Raw genomic sequence first — 15296 nt, 5'->3', positions numbered from 1 at the left:
ATTATTATCTAAAAACAGACTCATCAGTTGTAAGTAGAGGATCAATCTTATCGAAAATGCTGTCTTCACTGGAAAAGTTTAATCATGCTAGAAGATTTTATTTCTTTTTTGACTAATTTCCCAGCATTATATGTGTCAATTTTGTTATTTTCTAAAAGATTTATATAAAGCTAATTCTGTAAACTTCATAAGATCATTAAATATCAGCAAATTATGTTTACTTTTATCAATTAGTAATTCCCTTCCACTTCAAAAGCTCCAAAAAGGGAACGAATGTTCCTATCTATTTTATCATGAAACCCATTTATTTCTACAATTCAAACTTACTAGGCTTTATCCTATATGGTTCAACACGGAAAAATATTTTTCGCTATAAAAAAAAGAACAGACAGAAAATAATCATCTTCTGTCTATTCCAAACATTCTAACATTTCTATTTACCAACTTCATTTGATAGAAAGTCGGTTTACGCTGTTAAATTATTTAGCTAAAGCGTCTTTTGCTTGGTCAGCTAATGCAGTAAATGCTGCTGCATCATGGACAGCCAAGTCAGCTAACATTTTGCGGTTGATGTCGATTTCAGCTAATTTCAAACCGTGCATCAATTTTGAGTAGCTTAAGCCATTCATACGAGCCGCTGCGTTGATACGAGCGATCCACAATTTGCGGAAGTCGCGTTTCTTTTGACGACGATCGCGATATGCGTAGTTGTATGAATTCATTACTTGTTCTTTTGCTGTTTTAAATAAAGTGTGTTTTGAACCGTAGTAACCTTTTGCTAATTTCAGCATTTTTTTGCGACGTTTACGAGTTACTGTTCCACCTTTTACACGTGCCATGTATAATTCCTCCTAATAAAAATAAATCTTTAAATTTCAGTTATTTTACGTTCTTATTTCATTTTTGCTAGTTGTTGACGAATACGTTTGAAATCGCCACTAGAAACCATGCGCGCTTTACGTAATTGACGGCGTTGTTTTTTAGTTTTGCCGTGGAAACGGTGACTTGTAAACGCACGGAAGCGTTTCAATCCGCCTTTACCAGTACGTTTGAAACGTTTTGCTGATCCGCGGTGTGTTTTTTGTTTTGGCATGACTATATTTCCTCCTCAAAATCTTTCGTTATCCGACTATTGACTGTCCAACAATCAGTTAGTCATTCAAATTACTTACTGTCGTTTTTCGGTGCCAGCGTCAAGAACATGCTGCGTCCGTCCATTTTCGCTTTTTGTTCCACTGTTGCAATATCAGCAGTTTCTTCAGCTAAGCGATCCAAGACTTTTTGACCAATTTCTTTGTGGGTAATGGCACGGCCTTTGAAACGGATAGAAGCTTTCACTTTATCGCCTTTCTCTAAGAACTTACGTGCATTACGAAGTTTTGTATTGAAGTCATTCAAATCAATCGTTGGACTTAAACGAACTTCTTTTACATTGATCACTTTTTGTTTTTTACGCGCTTCGCGGTCTTTCTTTTGTTGCTCGAAACGGTATTTTCCGTAGTCCATGATTCGCGCTACTGGTGGTTTCGCACCTGGAGCAACTAACACAAGATCCAAGTTTGATTGTTCTGCAATTTGCAATGCTTCTGCTTTTGACTTAACTCCTAATTGCTCACCATCTGAACCGATCAATCGTAATTCACGTGCACGAATGCCGTCGTTAACCATCATATCCTTTGCTATGGTCATTCACCTCCAAATATTATGAGAGAAAGAAAAGCTTACCGAATGAACGGCAATAAAAAAAACGAGTTCTTTTGATAGAACCCGCACGTACTCCACCTATACTACATATAGATGAAAACTATCTAGCCCAGTGACTGTATCAACTAAGGCGAGAAGCGGGTGCTTCTGCTTTTATTTCTCAACTTAATTATCATACCAAATCTATTTCTTTTTGTCAATCATTTCTTCAGTTTTTTCTATTTAATCGTAGCAGTTCTTCTCACATAGCTCAGTAGTTGGACATTTTTGTTGCTTCACTTATCACCAATCGAATCTGTCACCCTTCTGCTACTACCTCACTTTTGTTTTATATAATTTCACTTATTTTATTTTAATATAACTAAAATAAAATCTGAACAAAATCATTCAATTCTTAATCCCAAGAAATAATTTTTTATAAAAAAAATGTTCTCATTTTCCAAACACGGTGACGAAACCCTTGAAAAATCAACATTATAACAAATCGTATTATTTATGCTCCTATTATTTTTTTACCTACACATCGGTATAAACTGATTCGTAACTACTTATTTTTTTTGATAATCTTAATTTCAGATAACACAAAAAAATGATAATTACGAAACTCATCGTTTAATATGTGTTATCTAAATCTTATTTACATATGGAGGAAAAAATGAAAAAACAAATTTTGGGTACAGTTTTATGCTCGGGGATTTTATTTGGAGCAAGCTTAGCGATTGGAGAACAAGACGCTTCTGCTCACGGGTATGTCGAATCACCGATCAGTCGTGCGTATCAAGGGCACTTAGACCGCAACGTCAACTTAGCTGCTGCAATAGCTAAGTATGGTCCTGTGGTTTACGAACCGCAATCATTAGAAGCCGGTAAAGGATTCCCAGAAAGAGGTCCTGTCGACGGTCGCATCGCTTCTGCCAACGGAGCTGTTCAACGAAGCTTTGTATTAGACAACCAAACAGAAACAATGTGGACAAGACAAAACTTAGATACAGGCGTGAATACATTCAGATGGCGCTATACACAATCTCACCGTACAACTAAATGGCATTATTACATTACTAAAGTAGGTTGGAACCCGAATGCACCACTGAAACGTAGCGATTTAGAGTTGATCACAGAAATCCAACATGATGGAACTGCTTCTGCAAATAATCGTAACCACACAGTCAACATTCCAAACGACCGTATCGGTTATCATGTTGTTTTAGCTGTATGGGACATTCATGATACAGGCGGTGCCTTCTATCAAGTAGTCGATGTCAACTTGAAAGGTGATTCAGCGATTCCAGTAGCACCAACAGCACCACAAAACGTGCGTGCGACGAATGTAACTTCTTCAACTGTCCAATTAGCTTGGAATAGTCAAGCGAACACCGCATCTTATAATGTTTATCGTGATGGCGCATTGATTGGAAATACATCATCGCCAGATTTCAATGATACAAACTTAACTGCGGATACTTCTTATAACTATGAAATCGAAGCAGTTGGACAAACTGGCTTAGTCTCTGCTAAAACAGCTTTGACAGTAAAAACTGCAACAGAAAATACACAAGAAAAACCAACTACACCGACTCACTTACACTCAATGGGTCAAACAAGTTCAAGTGTTTCATTGATGTGGGGCGCTTCTACTCATTCAAAAGGAATCAAACAATACAACATCTACCGTAACAATCAATTGATTGGTTCAACAAAAGAAACAGAATACGAAGTGTCTGGATTAGCTGCAAACACTGCCTACTCATTCGTGGTTCGCGCAGTCAGCAATACGGATGAACTATCTGATGCAAGCAATACGTTATCTATTACGACAGATCGCGATGACAATGGCGGCGACGGTGGTGGTGAAGTCACTCCAGGACGTCAATGGACAGTAGGAAGCTTATTCGCACCGGTTTCTTATACAGCAGGCGAAGAAGTTGTTCACAACGGTGTGACATACATCACTTGGCAATCTCACTTGAACTATGGTGATACAAACTGGGCGCCAGGAATTGCTCATGCTTTATTCTATCCTAAATAAAATAAACCTTATCAACGTAATTAAAACGATAATATAGAAAACATTCCACGTAAACAAAACCCTATAAGAATGAGGCTAGAACAACTTTCTTTGCCTCAAAAATAAGCTAGTACCTGTAACATTCGAGACGAATATTACAGGTGCTGTTTTTTTCAAAGCGCTTATCCATTATCACAGATTGCAAAACACATTCTCTCCCTCTTCGTATCCAGTTCCTTCTATAAATAGATAAAATATCTAGAATTGCTTGAGAGGTGGTAGTTAGTCATCTCGAAACTCTTGAATCCGAATAAACGATATTCTAAATTGACTTTTTTCGATAATAAGACCGAACACTCCTATCACAATCTCAGACCAAAAAATTGATGGTCAAATCCATAAACAAGGAATAAAATAGCCAATAAAAAGATATATTTAAAAAAATAAGCAAACGTTAAAAAATAACTATAAACGCCACTACAAGCTTTCTCAATTAGAATCAAATTTTATCTTTTTGCTTTTTCGTAGTTATTTATTATACAAAATAAATAACTAATAGCAAATAAAAAAGACAACAAAAATGCCTTTAAATCAATATTTATTCATGTTTTGGATAAAAACACTATCATCTGAAGTCAAGACCCAATTTTACCTAATGTTCGGTATAAACAGATTATCCAATAGTCCAATTCTCTGATAATATTAAATACAGATAACAACAAGACACATCGTACGAGTCATACTCATCGACCTTATTAGTTATCTAAAATATCATTTTATCTATGGAGGGAAACATGAAAAAACAAATTTTAGCAACAGTTCTATGCTCTAGCGTTTTAGTAGGAGTAGGTTTATCTATCGGAGGCCAAGACGCTTCAGCTCACGGTTATGTGCAGTCACCGATCAGTCGTTCATACCAAGGTCACTTAGACCGTAATGTGAACCATAATGCAGCATTAGCAAAATACGGTCCAGTGATTTATGAACCACAATCATTAGAAGCATTGAAAGGCTACCCAGCAGCTGGTCCTGCTGACGGACAGATTGCTTCTGCAAGCGGTGCAGTTGGAAACAACTTCAACTTAGACCGTCAAACTTCGACTATGTGGACAAAACAAGACTTGAACACAGGTCCTAATACATTCACTTGGCGCTATACACAATCACACAGCACAACTAAATGGCATTACTACATCACAAAAGCTGATTGGAATCCAAATGATCAGTTAGATCGTAGCGATTTTGAATTGTTAACAACGATCAACCATGGTGGGGCTCAAGCTTCAACAAATCCATCACATTCAGTGAATATCCCTAATGATCGTCTTGGTTACCATGTTGTTCTAGCAGTTTGGGATATCGACGATACACGAATGGCATTCTACCAAGTAATCGATGTGAACTTGAAAGGTGATTCAGCAATCCCAGTAGCACCAACAGCACCACGTAACGTTCGTACTACTAACGTAACTTCTTCAACAACTCAATTGACTTGGGATGGACAAGTGAATGCTTCATCATTCAACGTTTACCGTGATGGTCAATTATTAGGAAACACAGCTTCACCAGATTTCAGCGATCAAAACCTAACTGCAGAAACTACATATAAATATGAAATCGAAGCAGTTGGACAAACAGGGCTAGTTTCTGAAAGAACAGCTTTATCTGTTACAACTTTATCTGAAACTACAGAAGAAAAACCAACTGCACCTAGCCACTTACACTCAATGGGTCAGACAAGTTCTAGCGTTTCATTGATGTGGGGAGCTTCTACTCACTCAAAAGGAATCAAAGAGTACGAAATCTTGCGTGATGGCCAAGTAATTGGTTCAACAACTGAAACTGTTTTTGAAGTAGAAGGCTTAAAAGCTGAAACACAATACTCATTTGTAGTACGCGCAATTAGCAACGAAGGCGATGTTTCAGATGCAAGTAACACATTAACAATCACAACTGATCGCGATGAAAATGGCGGCGGTGACGAAAACGGTGGCGATGGCGGAAACGGCGGCGGTGAAGTCGTTACAGGACGTCAATGGACAGTAGGAAGCTTCTTCTCACCTGTTTCTTATACAGCTGGTGAAGAGGTAGTCCACAATGGTGTGACTTATATTACTTGGCAGTCTCACTTGAACTACGGTGATACAAACTGGGCACCAGGAATTGCTCACTCATTATTCTACCCTAAATAAATCAACACACTACCCTTTGTTCGACTAAACAACGATTTAAGTAAAAAAAGAGGCAATCACTCATTCGTGGTTGCCTTTTTTGTGATTTCTTTATTTGAGCAAATAAAAGTTTCGCTAACGTCAGAACAGTTTTAGACACTTAATTCTTCACGGATATCTGTTAGTTTTTCTTCGATCATTTGTAACACTTGCACTTTTGCTGTTTCATCTTCCACAAAGTTCAAACGATCACCATCAATTTGAATCTTTGGACTTTCATCGTAAGCTTCATACCATTCATCATAACGGCGATTCAATTCTTGATAATACTCATAGAGACTAGGGTCAAAAGAAAGTTGTTCATATGCCCGCCCTCTTTTTTCGATCCGTTCTAACATGGTTGAAAAAGATACGCGAATATGAACTAAAAGATCAGGATGTTTTTTCGATGCCGCATAGGGCAATTCTTCCATCATGTTCGCCAATAATTCATCGTAGACTTGGACTTCTGTCGCTGTCGCTCGACCAAGATCTGCATTTAAATGAAACAATAATGAATCTTCATAGATCGAACGATCTAACACATTGTTATCCTCTTGCATCGCTTGCTTGATACTTGCAAATCGCTTATTCAAAAAATAAATTTGCAATAAAAACGCATATTGTTCAGGGTTTGCATAAAACAAAGGCAATACTTCGTTGTCATCGATTGATTCGTAAAACGCCTGACTCTTAAAATGGTCAGCAATCATTTTTGTTAAGCTTGATTTCCCTGCTCCTATCGTTCCTGCTAAAACAATCACACTCATTTCCCTCCAACTCACTTCTCCCACTAAATACAGTGTTTTTTTCTCATGTTTCTAAATATAACCCCAATATCTTGTGGTGTCAAACGAAATCGACAAGATTCTTTCCTATGAAAAATCAAAATTTTATTAAGAAAATCACGTTTTTTGCCGAGAAATCGTATTCTTTATTTTACTTCTTGACTGGTTTTAGTAAAATAAAGAAGGACTGTTTTTTTGGACAAACATTGCGCACATAGTAATAGGCGCTTTATTTTTTGTTAAAAAGCTACTCTTAGAGGAAAAGAAGGAGTTGTATTATGGCAATTCATGGCCAAGGGGAATCGAGTGGGAAACTGATTTTAATGGGTGAGCATGCTGTCGTTTACGGCGAGCCTGCCATTGCCTTTCCGTTTTATGCAACAAAAGTAACAGCTACACTTGAAGCACTCCAATCATTCAATAAAGATCAACTTATTTCTTCCTACTATATAGGAAATTTACATGATGCACCACATGCGTTGAATAATATCAAACAGCTGATTGCTGGTCTGAAAACTCACTACCATGTGCAAGACACATTGCGTTTAACGATTGAGAGCACCATCCCTGCAGAACGTGGGATGGGTTCCAGTGCAGCCGTAGCCACTGCGATCACACGAGCTTTTTATTCCGCCTATGAGTTGCCATTACCACGAGAACAATTATTGGCACATGTGCAACTTTCTGAAAAAATCGCACATGGAAATCCCAGTGGAATCGATGCTGCCGCAACAAGTGGATTCGAACCGATTTATTTTACAAAAGGCCATCCTTTTGATTATTTTGCGTTGAATATCGATGCTTTCTTGATTGTCGCTGATACGGGAATCAAAGGACAAACACGTGCAGCGGTGAAAGATGTCGCACACCTTTTTGAGAAAGATGCGCAGAAAACTGGACAAAAAATCCAACAACTAGGATACTTGACGAAACAAGCTAAAAAAGCAATTATCGACAATTCGCCAGAAAAGTTAGCTGAAGCAATGAATGATGCCCAGCACATTCTAAAAAGTTTGACGATCAGTAATGACTTTTTAGATACTCTGATCGCTACCGCACGTGCTGCTGGCGCTTTAGGAGCAAAATTGACCGGTGGCGGACGTGGTGGATGTATGATTGCCTTAGCACAAACAAAAACAGAAGCTCAAGAAATCAGCCACGCACTAATACAAGCAGGCGCAGCTGAAACTTGGATTCAAGGATTAGGAGTACATACCTATGCTTAGTGGTAAAGCCCGTGCTTATACAAATATCGCCTTGATCAAATATTGGGGCAAAAAAAATGAAGAATTGATTCTTCCGATGAACAACAGTTTATCTCTCACTCTCGATGCTTTCTACACAGAAACCGAAGTGATTTTTTCAGATTCGTTCACAGACGATCTGTTCTATTTAGATCATGAATTACAAACAGAAGCAGCCACCAAAAAAATCAGTCGCTTCCTTGATCTTGTACGCATACAAGCGAATACAAACAAACGCGCAAAAGTGATCAGCCATAACTTTGTTCCAACAGCCGCAGGGTTAGCTTCCTCTGCAAGCGGCCTAGCTGCGTTAGCTGGCGCCTGTAATGAAGCGCTAGGACTAGAATTAGATAAACAAGCCCTATCCAGACTGGCTCGTCGCGGCTCTGGCTCTGCTTGTCGTAGTATTTTTGGTGGCTTCGTGGAATGGGAAAAAGGTCATGATGACCAAACTTCATATGCGCAACAAATCCCTTCTAATGGATTTGAAGACAAACTCGCCATGGTATTTGTATTGATCAATGACCAACAAAAAGATGTATCTAGTCGTGATGGGATGCGTCGAACAGTGGAAACTTCGCATTTTTATCAAGGGTGGCTTGATTCAGTCGAAACAGATTTACGGGAGCTGAAACAAGCAATCGCTGAAAAGTCGTTCCAAAAAATGGGCGAAATCATGGAGCGAAATGGGTTAAAAATGCACGGCACCACGTTAGCGGCTAATCCACCCTTCACCTACTGGTCTCCAGATAGTCTGAAGGCGATGCAAGCAGTTCGTGAGCTACGTGCTTCAGGCATTCCTTGCTATTTCACGATGGATGCAGGCCCAAACGTCAAAGTATTAGTTGAAAAGAAAAATCAAACGGCTGTTCAAGCAAAATTCATTGAATTATTTAGCCGTCAACAAGTGATTCTTGCTCATGCTGGGCAAGGAATCACGATTATTGAATAAAGGGAGATTGTTATGGTTGAAGTATCTGCACCTGGAAAACTTTATATCGCTGGAGAATACGCAGTTGTCGAAACGGGGCATCCTGCAATCATCGTGGCAGTCGATCAATTCGTCACAGTAACAGTGGAAGCTGCTCGCAAAGTAGGAAGTATCCAATCTGCACAATATAGCGAGATGCCTGTGCGTTGGACAAGACGAAAAGGCGAACTCGTTCTAGATATCCGTGAAAACCCGTTCCATTATATCCTTGCTGCTATACGTTTAACTGAGAAATATGCACAGGAAAAAAACATTCTTCTTTCATTTTATGATTTGAAGGTAACCAGTGAATTGGATAGCTCAAACGGCAGGAAGTATGGACTAGGTTCTAGTGGCGCAGTAGCGGTAGCGACGGTTCGAGCATTGAACCAATTTTACGCACTGAATTTATCCCAGCTCGAGATTTTTAAAATTGCAGCCTTAGCTAATCTAGCTGTCCAGGACAATGGTTCTTGTGGTGATATTGCGGCTAGCTGTTATGGTGGTTGGATCGCCTTCTCCACTTTTGACCACCAATGGCTCAAAGAACAAGAATCAAGTAAAACGATCAGTGAATTATTAGCGCTCGATTGGCCTGGTTTATCTATTGAATCCTTACACACTCCGGAAGATCTCCGTTTATTGATTGGTTGGACTGGTAGTCCTGCCTCTACTTCCGACTTAGTGGACCAAGTACATCGCTCTCGTGAAGATAAAATGGCGGCGTATCAACAATTCCTTGAAGATAGTACGCTTTGCGTCAACACGATGATCCAAGGTTTTAAAGAAAACGACGTTGCTTTGATCCAAGAAATGATTCGTAAAAATCGTGAATTATTGCGTGATCTGTCTGCTATCACTGGCGTGTTGATTGAAACACCAGCATTAAATAAACTGTGTTGTTTAGCTGAACAATTTGAAGGTGCGGCGAAATCTTCTGGCGCTGGCGGTGGGGACTGTGGCATCGTGATCGTGGACCAAAAATCAGGTATCCTTCCATTGATGAGTGCTTGGGAAGAAGCTGAGATCACCCCGCTTCCATTACATGTCTACCATCAACAGAAAGAGGACAAGTTATGAATCGAAAAGATGAACATGTATCATTAGCTAAAGCATTTCACAACAAACAGATAAATGAATTTGACTTCGTTCGACTTGTCCATCGTCCACTTCCACAAAGCAAGGTTGGTGAAGTGTCTTTGAAGACAGAAGTTGCAGGTTTTACGCTTTCTAGTCCTTTCTATATCAATGCCATGACTGGCGGTAGTGAAAAAACAAAAAAGATCAATCACGACCTTGCACAGATTGCTAAAAGTGCTGGGTTGATGATTGCTACCGGTTCTGTCAGCGCCGCCTTGAAAGATCCTTCCTTGGCAGATTCTTATACGGTGATGCGGGAGGTCTATCCTGAAGGGAAGATTTTAGCGAATGTCGGTGCTGGCACCTCAGTCGCACGTGCCAAAGAAGCTGTAGAACTCTTCCAAGCGGATGCGTTACAGATCCATTTAAATGCACCACAAGAATTAGTCATGCCTGAAGGGGATCGCGATTTTTCGCAGTGGAAAGAACTGATCTCAGAAATCCAACAAACTCTTGATGTGCCAGTGATCGTAAAAGAAGTGGGCTTTGGGATGACGAGGGAGACCATCATTGAACTGTCTGAACTAGGTATCAAGACGATTGACGTCAGTGGACGTAGCGGAACAAGCTTCACACAAATCGAAAATGCTCGTCGTAAAAAGCGGGAATTGGCTTATTTGACGGATTGGGGGCAATCTACTGTGTCCTCCTTACTTGAAGCGAACGAAGCAAATACAGCCGCCGAAATCATTGCTTCGGGTGGCATACGAAATGCTTATGATATCTTTAAAGCATTGTGTCTTGGTGCGAACGCTGTAGGGATTTCCGGAACGATCTTGACGCACTACATGACACACGGGATCGAGGAGACGATTGCTCTTATGGCACAGTGGCAAGAAGAACTACGAATGCTCTATGCTATGGTCGGTGCAACAAAAACAAGTGATTTAACCAAACAATCCTTGATTTTTTCTGGCCCTGTCAAAGAATGGTGCGAAGCCAGAGACATCCCATTATCAAAATATGGTCGACGCAAATAAAAATGACGAGTGCATACGATGCACTCGTCATTCTTTGTTTATTATGGTTGTTTTCCGATATAAGCTAAGATACCGCCATCTACATACAAGATATGTCCGTTAACAAAATCAGACGCACTTGATGCTAAGAAGACAGATGGTCCAGCTAAGTCGATTGGATCACCCCAACGAGCGGCTGGTGTACGGCCAACGATAAATTGGTCAAATGGATGACGCTCCCCGTTTTCTTGTGTTTCTCTTAATGGCGCTGTTTGCGGCGTCGCGATATAACCAGGGCCGATCCCATTACATTGAATGTTGTACTGCCCATATTCTGAAGCAATGTTTTTCGTCAACATTTTTAATCCGCCTTTAGCAGCAGCATAGGCACTTACTGTCTCACGACCAAGTTCACTCATCATTGAACAAATATTGATGATTTTCCCGCCACCTTTTTCAATCATATCTGGGATGACTGCTTTCGACATGATAAATGGTGCGTTCAAGTCTACGTCGATGACTTGACGGAAATCCGCCGCATCCATTTCGATCATTGGTGTACGTTTGATGATGCCTGCATTGTTGACCAAAATATCGATTGGACCAACTTCTGATTTGATTTGTTTGACCATTGCTTGTACTGCTGACTCATCCGTCACATCACAAACATAGCCTTTTGCTTCAATGCCAATTTCTTTGTAGTTGGCAATTCCTTCGTCTACTGATTCTTGCGTTAAATTATTGAAGACGATCGTTGCTCCAGCTTCTGCTAATGAGCGAGCAATCTCAAAACCGATTCCGTATACCGCACCGGTGATTAAAGCGACTTTATTGTCTAAGCGAAACATATCCATATTGAATGACATTTTTATCTTCCTTTCCTATTTCAATTGATCCATTGATACCATATCCATATCTGTATAGGTGATATTTTCACCACACATTGCCCAGATAAACGAATAATTGCTTGTGCCAACACCTGAGTGGATCGACCAGCTTGGCGAAATCACGGCTTGTTCATTATCTACGACTAAATGTTTGGTTTCATCTGGTTTACCCATCATATGGAACACACGTGTGTCTTCATTTGCATAATCAAAGTAAACATAAGCTTCCATGCGACGTTCATGTGTATGACAAGGCATCGTGTTCCATGAACTACCCGGTTCTAAAATGGTGTAACCCATTTGTAATTGACAACTTTCACATACGTTTGGATGGATATATTGGTAGATTTTGCGCTCATTCAATGTGACACCTTCGCCTGTTTCCATGGGTTTCACTTGATCGATGCTGATTTTTACATTTGGATATTTGTGATGTGCTGGCACAGAACTGATGTAAAATTTTGCAGGGTTTTCTGGATCTACCGAGGAGAAAACTACATGCTCTGTTTCTTTACCGATGTAATACCCATCTTGTTTCTTCATTTCTTCTTTTTCACCGTTGATTTCAATGAATCCAGGTCCGCCGATGTTGATCACACCAAGCTCGCGACGTTCTAGGAAATAAGTAACACCTAGTTCTTTATCTAGTTTGATTTCTAATGGATGAGTTGTTGGTGTTACACCGCCGAAGATCATACGATCATTGTGCGTATAAGTAAGACTGATTTTCCCTGGAACAAATACTTTCTCTACCAAAAATTCATTTCTCAATTGTTCTGTTGAATAATGACGGATATCCTCTGGGCTATGTGTATAACGTGTTTCCATTTCTTGCATGTTGATAGACTCTCCTTTATCGAATGATTTTTCCAGAACCGCTAGTGATAAAACTAGCAACTTCCGCTTGATTGAATTGGTTGCAATCTCCATGAATCGTGTGTTTCAACGCAGAGGCTGCTGTCGCAAAATCAATAATTTCTTGTGGTTGCATCTCTTCTAAAATTCCATGAAGCAATCCCCCAGCAAACGCATCTCCTCCACCCACACGATCAACGATCGAAGTGACTTGATGAAGCGGCGATTCGAAATAGCTATCCTTCATCCACAAGGTACCTTGTAGATCATTTTCACTCGCTGAATGCACCGTACGTTTGGTTGAGTAAAACGTTTGGATGTTGGGAAATCTTTCTTGCATTTTTTCGTAATAATAAATAAGTGGGTTTACTGTCGTTTCAGGTGCTTTTGCTATCCCTAACAAATAAAGCGCATCCATCTCACCCGCTGAACAAATATCCACGAGCGGTAATAATTGTTCTAACACTTCACCCGCTTCTTGTTGTGTCCACAGCTTGCCTCGATAATTGATATCAAAACTGATTTGACAGCCTGCTTGTTTGGCTGCTTCCATAAGTTCTTTTGTCAGCCATCGCCAATTTTCTGATAATGCCGGTGTGATTCCTGAAACATGGAATAGATCGACTCCCTTAAAACAATCCTCTAGTGACCATTCCAAGCGATCCATCACCGCGAAACTGGAACCAGCACGATCATAAATGACTGAAGCCGCACGTTCACCGATCCCTGTTTCCATATAATATGTGCCAAGCCGAGGGCCGCCTTTCAGCAGTAGGCTAGTATCTACCCCATAGCTTCGTAAGTGTTTTTCGACTGCCAGACCCAGTGAATGTTCTGGGACTTTTGACATGAACGAAACCATATGTCCATAATTTGCTAATGAGATCGCGACATTCGCTTCCCCACCGCCATAATGCGCGCAAAAATGATCACTGTCTTGTAACCGTTGTCCCTGTTCTGTCGACAAGCGTAGCATGATTTCTCCGAGTGTCACGACTCTTCCCATGAGCGATTACCTCGTGATTTCTTTCATTTTTGCCGCATATTGTTGTGCGACTTTTGTTACTTCCTCAAAATCTCCATGTGCTGCTGGAGCTAATAAGTTGCCACCTACACCAACAGTGATCACACCTGCATCAAACCAGTCTTGCATATTTTCTAGGCTGACCCCACCAGTAGGCATGATATTGACATAAGGCATCGGTGCTTTGAATGCAGAAATGATACTTGGTCCGAAAGCACTTCCAGGAAATAGTTTGACAATGTCTACGCCACTTTTTAGCGCTGTTTTGATTTCATCGATCGTCATACATCCTGGTAAATAAGGGATTTGGTATAAATTGCATAGTTCTGCGGTTTCCTGATCAAAACAGGGGCTGACGATATACTCAGCACCTGCTAAAATCGCTAAACGCGCAGTAATAGCATCCAACACTGTCCCTGCACCGATCACCACATCCTGATGGTCTTTGTAGGTTTCTACTAGTTCTTTAATTACTCGATCTGCTTGTGGCACGGTGAAAGTCAACTCAATGCCAGTTAGTCCGCCTTTGATAATCGCGTGACAAGCATTCAGTGCTTCTTCATTTGTTGCTCCTCGTACGACTGCAATAACTCCCGCTTGTTTCAAACGAGATAAGATATCCATTTTTTTCATCTTCCCACCCATTTCTTATTTGGAAATTATAGTTTACAATAAAGAAATTTACATCTTCATTATACGGCAGGAATAAAAAAATGCAAACGCTTTTTAACTTTTTTCAAAAGTTTTTTCGATTTCTTCTTTCGTTTGCAGGATCGTTTGAATGATTTGAGCCTTGCTTTCTTCACTTAATCGGTATTTTGGCATACTGACACTAAACGCTCCAACCACCTGGTTCTCATGAACTAAAGAGGTACCGATGCAAAAAATGTCTTTTTCGACTTCTTCATCATCGAAGGCGATTTTTGTTTGTTTAACTTGTTGGATCTCTTTTTTTAGTTTTAAAGAATTGGTAATCGTATATTCAGTGAAGGGGACCAGAGGACATTGTTCGATATACTGTTGATATTGCTCTTCCGTAAAATGTGCCAAGACGGCTTTCCCCATTGCTGAACTATATAAAGGTCTCGTGATACCGATTTTTGAAGACATACGGATCGTTTGATTTTTAGGGTCCAACTTATTGACATAGAGAATCTCGTTGTTGTCTAAAATACCTAGATGAATGGTTTCATCAATTGTTTGTTGTAGTTTTTCCAAAAATGGCAAAGTACGTTCAACTAGATCGATTTGATCGATATTTTTATTTGCATATCGGACCAGTTTCCCACCTAAACGATAATTTTTTTCTTGATTTTTATTTACATAACCAATCATGGATAACGTATCTAAAATTTTTAATGCAGTAGATGACGTCATGTCGATACCTTTTGCAATTTCTTGTAATGAAGCATCTGGATGCTCTGCTAGATAATCTAAAATATGTGATGCTTTAATTAAAACAGTTCCGTAAGGTTTTTTATTTTCCATATTCCACTCTCCTATTTCTATA

Annotated in this window: 15 protein-coding genes and 1 other annotated feature; of the genes, 6 read left to right on the top strand and 9 right to left on the bottom strand. The window is 39.8% G+C overall.

Annotated features, from left to right (window positions below; translation table 11 throughout):
• Positions 1-479: 479 nt before the first annotated feature.
• The 3 genes from rplT to infC form a co-directional block, all read right to left on the bottom strand.
• Entirely contained in the window at positions 480-839 is a 360-nt protein-coding gene (gene rplT, locus IGJ39_RS01355) for a 50S ribosomal protein L20 (protein ID WP_019723984.1), read from the bottom strand.
• Between the two features lie 53 nt (positions 840-892).
• A complete protein-coding gene (gene rpmI / locus IGJ39_RS01350) occupies positions 893-1093 on the bottom strand; it encodes a 50S ribosomal protein L35 (protein ID WP_010736566.1) in 201 nt (66 codons plus the stop codon).
• Between the two features lie 71 nt (positions 1094-1164).
• On the bottom strand, positions 1165-1689 hold the full coding sequence (gene infC / locus IGJ39_RS01345; protein ID WP_010736567.1) for a translation initiation factor IF-3: 525 nt from the start codon (positions 1687-1689) through the stop codon (positions 1165-1167).
• A 44-nt stretch (positions 1690-1733) separates the two neighbouring features.
• Positions 1734-1863, bottom strand: a sequence feature (ribosomal protein L20 leader region).
• Positions 1864-2359: 496 nt separating this feature from the next.
• Between infC and IGJ39_RS01340 the strand changes: the two genes are divergently transcribed.
• The gene (locus IGJ39_RS01340) at positions 2360-3730 is read left to right on the top strand and encodes a lytic polysaccharide monooxygenase (RefSeq protein WP_195339239.1); all 1371 of its coding nucleotides are present in this window, start codon (positions 2360-2362) and stop codon (positions 3728-3730) included.
• Between the two features lie 773 nt (positions 3731-4503).
• Positions 4504-5901 carry a lytic polysaccharide monooxygenase gene (locus IGJ39_RS01335; RefSeq protein ID WP_019722405.1) on the top strand — a complete coding sequence of 466 codons (1398 nt, stop codon included), beginning with the start codon at positions 4504-4506 and terminating at the stop codon, positions 5899-5901.
• A 131-nt stretch (positions 5902-6032) separates the two neighbouring features.
• On the opposite strand, the gene IGJ39_RS01330 is transcribed toward IGJ39_RS01335, so the two are convergent.
• A complete protein-coding gene (locus IGJ39_RS01330; RefSeq protein ID WP_019722406.1) occupies positions 6033-6689 on the bottom strand; it encodes a deoxynucleoside kinase in 657 nt (218 codons plus the stop codon).
• A 296-nt stretch (positions 6690-6985) separates the two neighbouring features.
• On the opposite strand from IGJ39_RS01330, the gene mvk reads away from it, so the two are divergent.
• The 4 genes from mvk to fni are packed head-to-tail and all read left to right on the top strand — an operon-like array spanning position 6986 to position 11041.
• A complete protein-coding gene (mvk, locus tag IGJ39_RS01325) occupies positions 6986-7933 on the top strand; it encodes a mevalonate kinase (RefSeq protein ID WP_019722407.1) in 948 nt (315 codons plus the stop codon).
• Positions 7926-8903 carry a diphosphomevalonate decarboxylase gene (gene mvaD / locus IGJ39_RS01320; protein ID WP_019722408.1) on the top strand — a complete coding sequence of 326 codons (978 nt, stop codon included), beginning with the start codon at positions 7926-7928 and terminating at the stop codon, positions 8901-8903. Before mvk ends, mvaD begins: the two co-directional genes overlap by 8 nt.
• A gap of 12 nt (positions 8904-8915) precedes the next feature.
• Positions 8916-10001, top strand: coding sequence for a phosphomevalonate kinase (locus IGJ39_RS01315; RefSeq protein WP_019722409.1), 1086 nt, complete (start codon positions 8916-8918; stop codon positions 9999-10001).
• Positions 9998-11041: a type 2 isopentenyl-diphosphate Delta-isomerase gene (fni, locus tag IGJ39_RS01310; RefSeq protein ID WP_195339238.1), complete on the top strand. Its 1044-nt coding sequence runs from the start codon at positions 9998-10000 to the stop codon at positions 11039-11041. The genes IGJ39_RS01315 and fni overlap by 4 nt, the downstream gene beginning before the upstream one ends.
• A gap of 41 nt (positions 11042-11082) precedes the next feature.
• On the opposite strand, the gene IGJ39_RS01305 is transcribed toward fni, so the two are convergent.
• From IGJ39_RS01305 to IGJ39_RS01285, 5 genes are all read right to left on the bottom strand, one after another.
• Complete coding sequence (locus IGJ39_RS01305; protein ID WP_019722411.1) at positions 11083-11886, bottom strand: gluconate 5-dehydrogenase; 804 nt, start codon at positions 11884-11886, stop codon at positions 11083-11085.
• Between the two features lie 15 nt (positions 11887-11901).
• Positions 11902-12744: a 5-dehydro-4-deoxy-D-glucuronate isomerase gene (kduI, locus tag IGJ39_RS01300; RefSeq protein ID WP_019722412.1), complete on the bottom strand. Its 843-nt coding sequence runs from the start codon at positions 12742-12744 to the stop codon at positions 11902-11904.
• Between the two features lie 16 nt (positions 12745-12760).
• A complete protein-coding gene (locus IGJ39_RS01295; RefSeq protein WP_019722413.1) occupies positions 12761-13768 on the bottom strand; it encodes a sugar kinase in 1008 nt (335 codons plus the stop codon).
• 6 nt (positions 13769-13774) lie between these two features.
• The gene (locus IGJ39_RS01290; protein ID WP_029593938.1) at positions 13775-14419 is read right to left on the bottom strand and encodes a bifunctional 4-hydroxy-2-oxoglutarate aldolase/2-dehydro-3-deoxy-phosphogluconate aldolase; all 645 of its coding nucleotides are present in this window, start codon (positions 14417-14419) and stop codon (positions 13775-13777) included.
• A 93-nt stretch (positions 14420-14512) separates the two neighbouring features.
• Positions 14513-15274: an IclR family transcriptional regulator gene (locus IGJ39_RS01285; RefSeq protein ID WP_010736580.1), complete on the bottom strand. Its 762-nt coding sequence runs from the start codon at positions 15272-15274 to the stop codon at positions 14513-14515.
• Positions 15275-15296: the final 22 nt, after the last annotated feature.

The sequence above is a fragment of the Enterococcus sp. AZ140 genome, from assembly GCF_051714405.1.
In the GTDB taxonomy this organism is placed as follows: Bacteria; Bacillota; Bacilli; order Lactobacillales; family Enterococcaceae; genus Enterococcus_B; species Enterococcus_B pernyi.
This window is presented reverse-complemented; position numbering and strand designations above follow the sequence as displayed.

Coding starts and splice junctions, on each gene's coding strand:
- IGJ39_RS01335 (WP_019722405.1), top strand. CDS start 4,504: ATGAAAAAACAAATTTTAGCAACAGTTCTATGCTCTAGCGTTTTAGTA.
- rplT (WP_019723984.1), bottom strand. CDS start 839: ATGGCACGTGTAAAAGGTGGAACAGTAACTCGTAAACGTCGCAAAAAA.
- mvk (WP_019722407.1), top strand. CDS start 6,986: ATGGCAATTCATGGCCAAGGGGAATCGAGTGGGAAACTGATTTTAATG.
- IGJ39_RS01315 (WP_019722409.1), top strand. CDS start 8,916: ATGGTTGAAGTATCTGCACCTGGAAAACTTTATATCGCTGGAGAATAC.
- kduI (WP_019722412.1), bottom strand. CDS start 12,744: ATGCAAGAAATGGAAACACGTTATACACATAGCCCAGAGGATATCCGT.
- IGJ39_RS01295 (WP_019722413.1), bottom strand. CDS start 13,768: ATGGGAAGAGTCGTGACACTCGGAGAAATCATGCTACGCTTGTCGACA.
- IGJ39_RS01305 (WP_019722411.1), bottom strand. CDS start 11,886: ATGTCATTCAATATGGATATGTTTCGCTTAGACAATAAAGTCGCTTTA.
- IGJ39_RS01290 (WP_029593938.1), bottom strand. CDS start 14,419: ATGAAAAAAATGGATATCTTATCTCGTTTGAAACAAGCGGGAGTTATT.
- IGJ39_RS01285 (WP_010736580.1), bottom strand. CDS start 15,274: ATGGAAAATAAAAAACCTTACGGAACTGTTTTAATTAAAGCATCACAT.
- fni (WP_195339238.1), top strand. CDS start 9,998: ATGAATCGAAAAGATGAACATGTATCATTAGCTAAAGCATTTCACAAC.
- IGJ39_RS01330 (WP_019722406.1), bottom strand. CDS start 6,689: ATGAGTGTGATTGTTTTAGCAGGAACGATAGGAGCAGGGAAATCAAGC.
- mvaD (WP_019722408.1), top strand. CDS start 7,926: ATGCTTAGTGGTAAAGCCCGTGCTTATACAAATATCGCCTTGATCAAA.
- rpmI (WP_010736566.1), bottom strand. CDS start 1,093: ATGCCAAAACAAAAAACACACCGCGGATCAGCAAAACGTTTCAAACGT.
- IGJ39_RS01340 (WP_195339239.1), top strand. CDS start 2,360: ATGAAAAAACAAATTTTGGGTACAGTTTTATGCTCGGGGATTTTATTT.
- infC (WP_010736567.1), bottom strand. CDS start 1,689: ATGACCATAGCAAAGGATATGATGGTTAACGACGGCATTCGTGCACGT.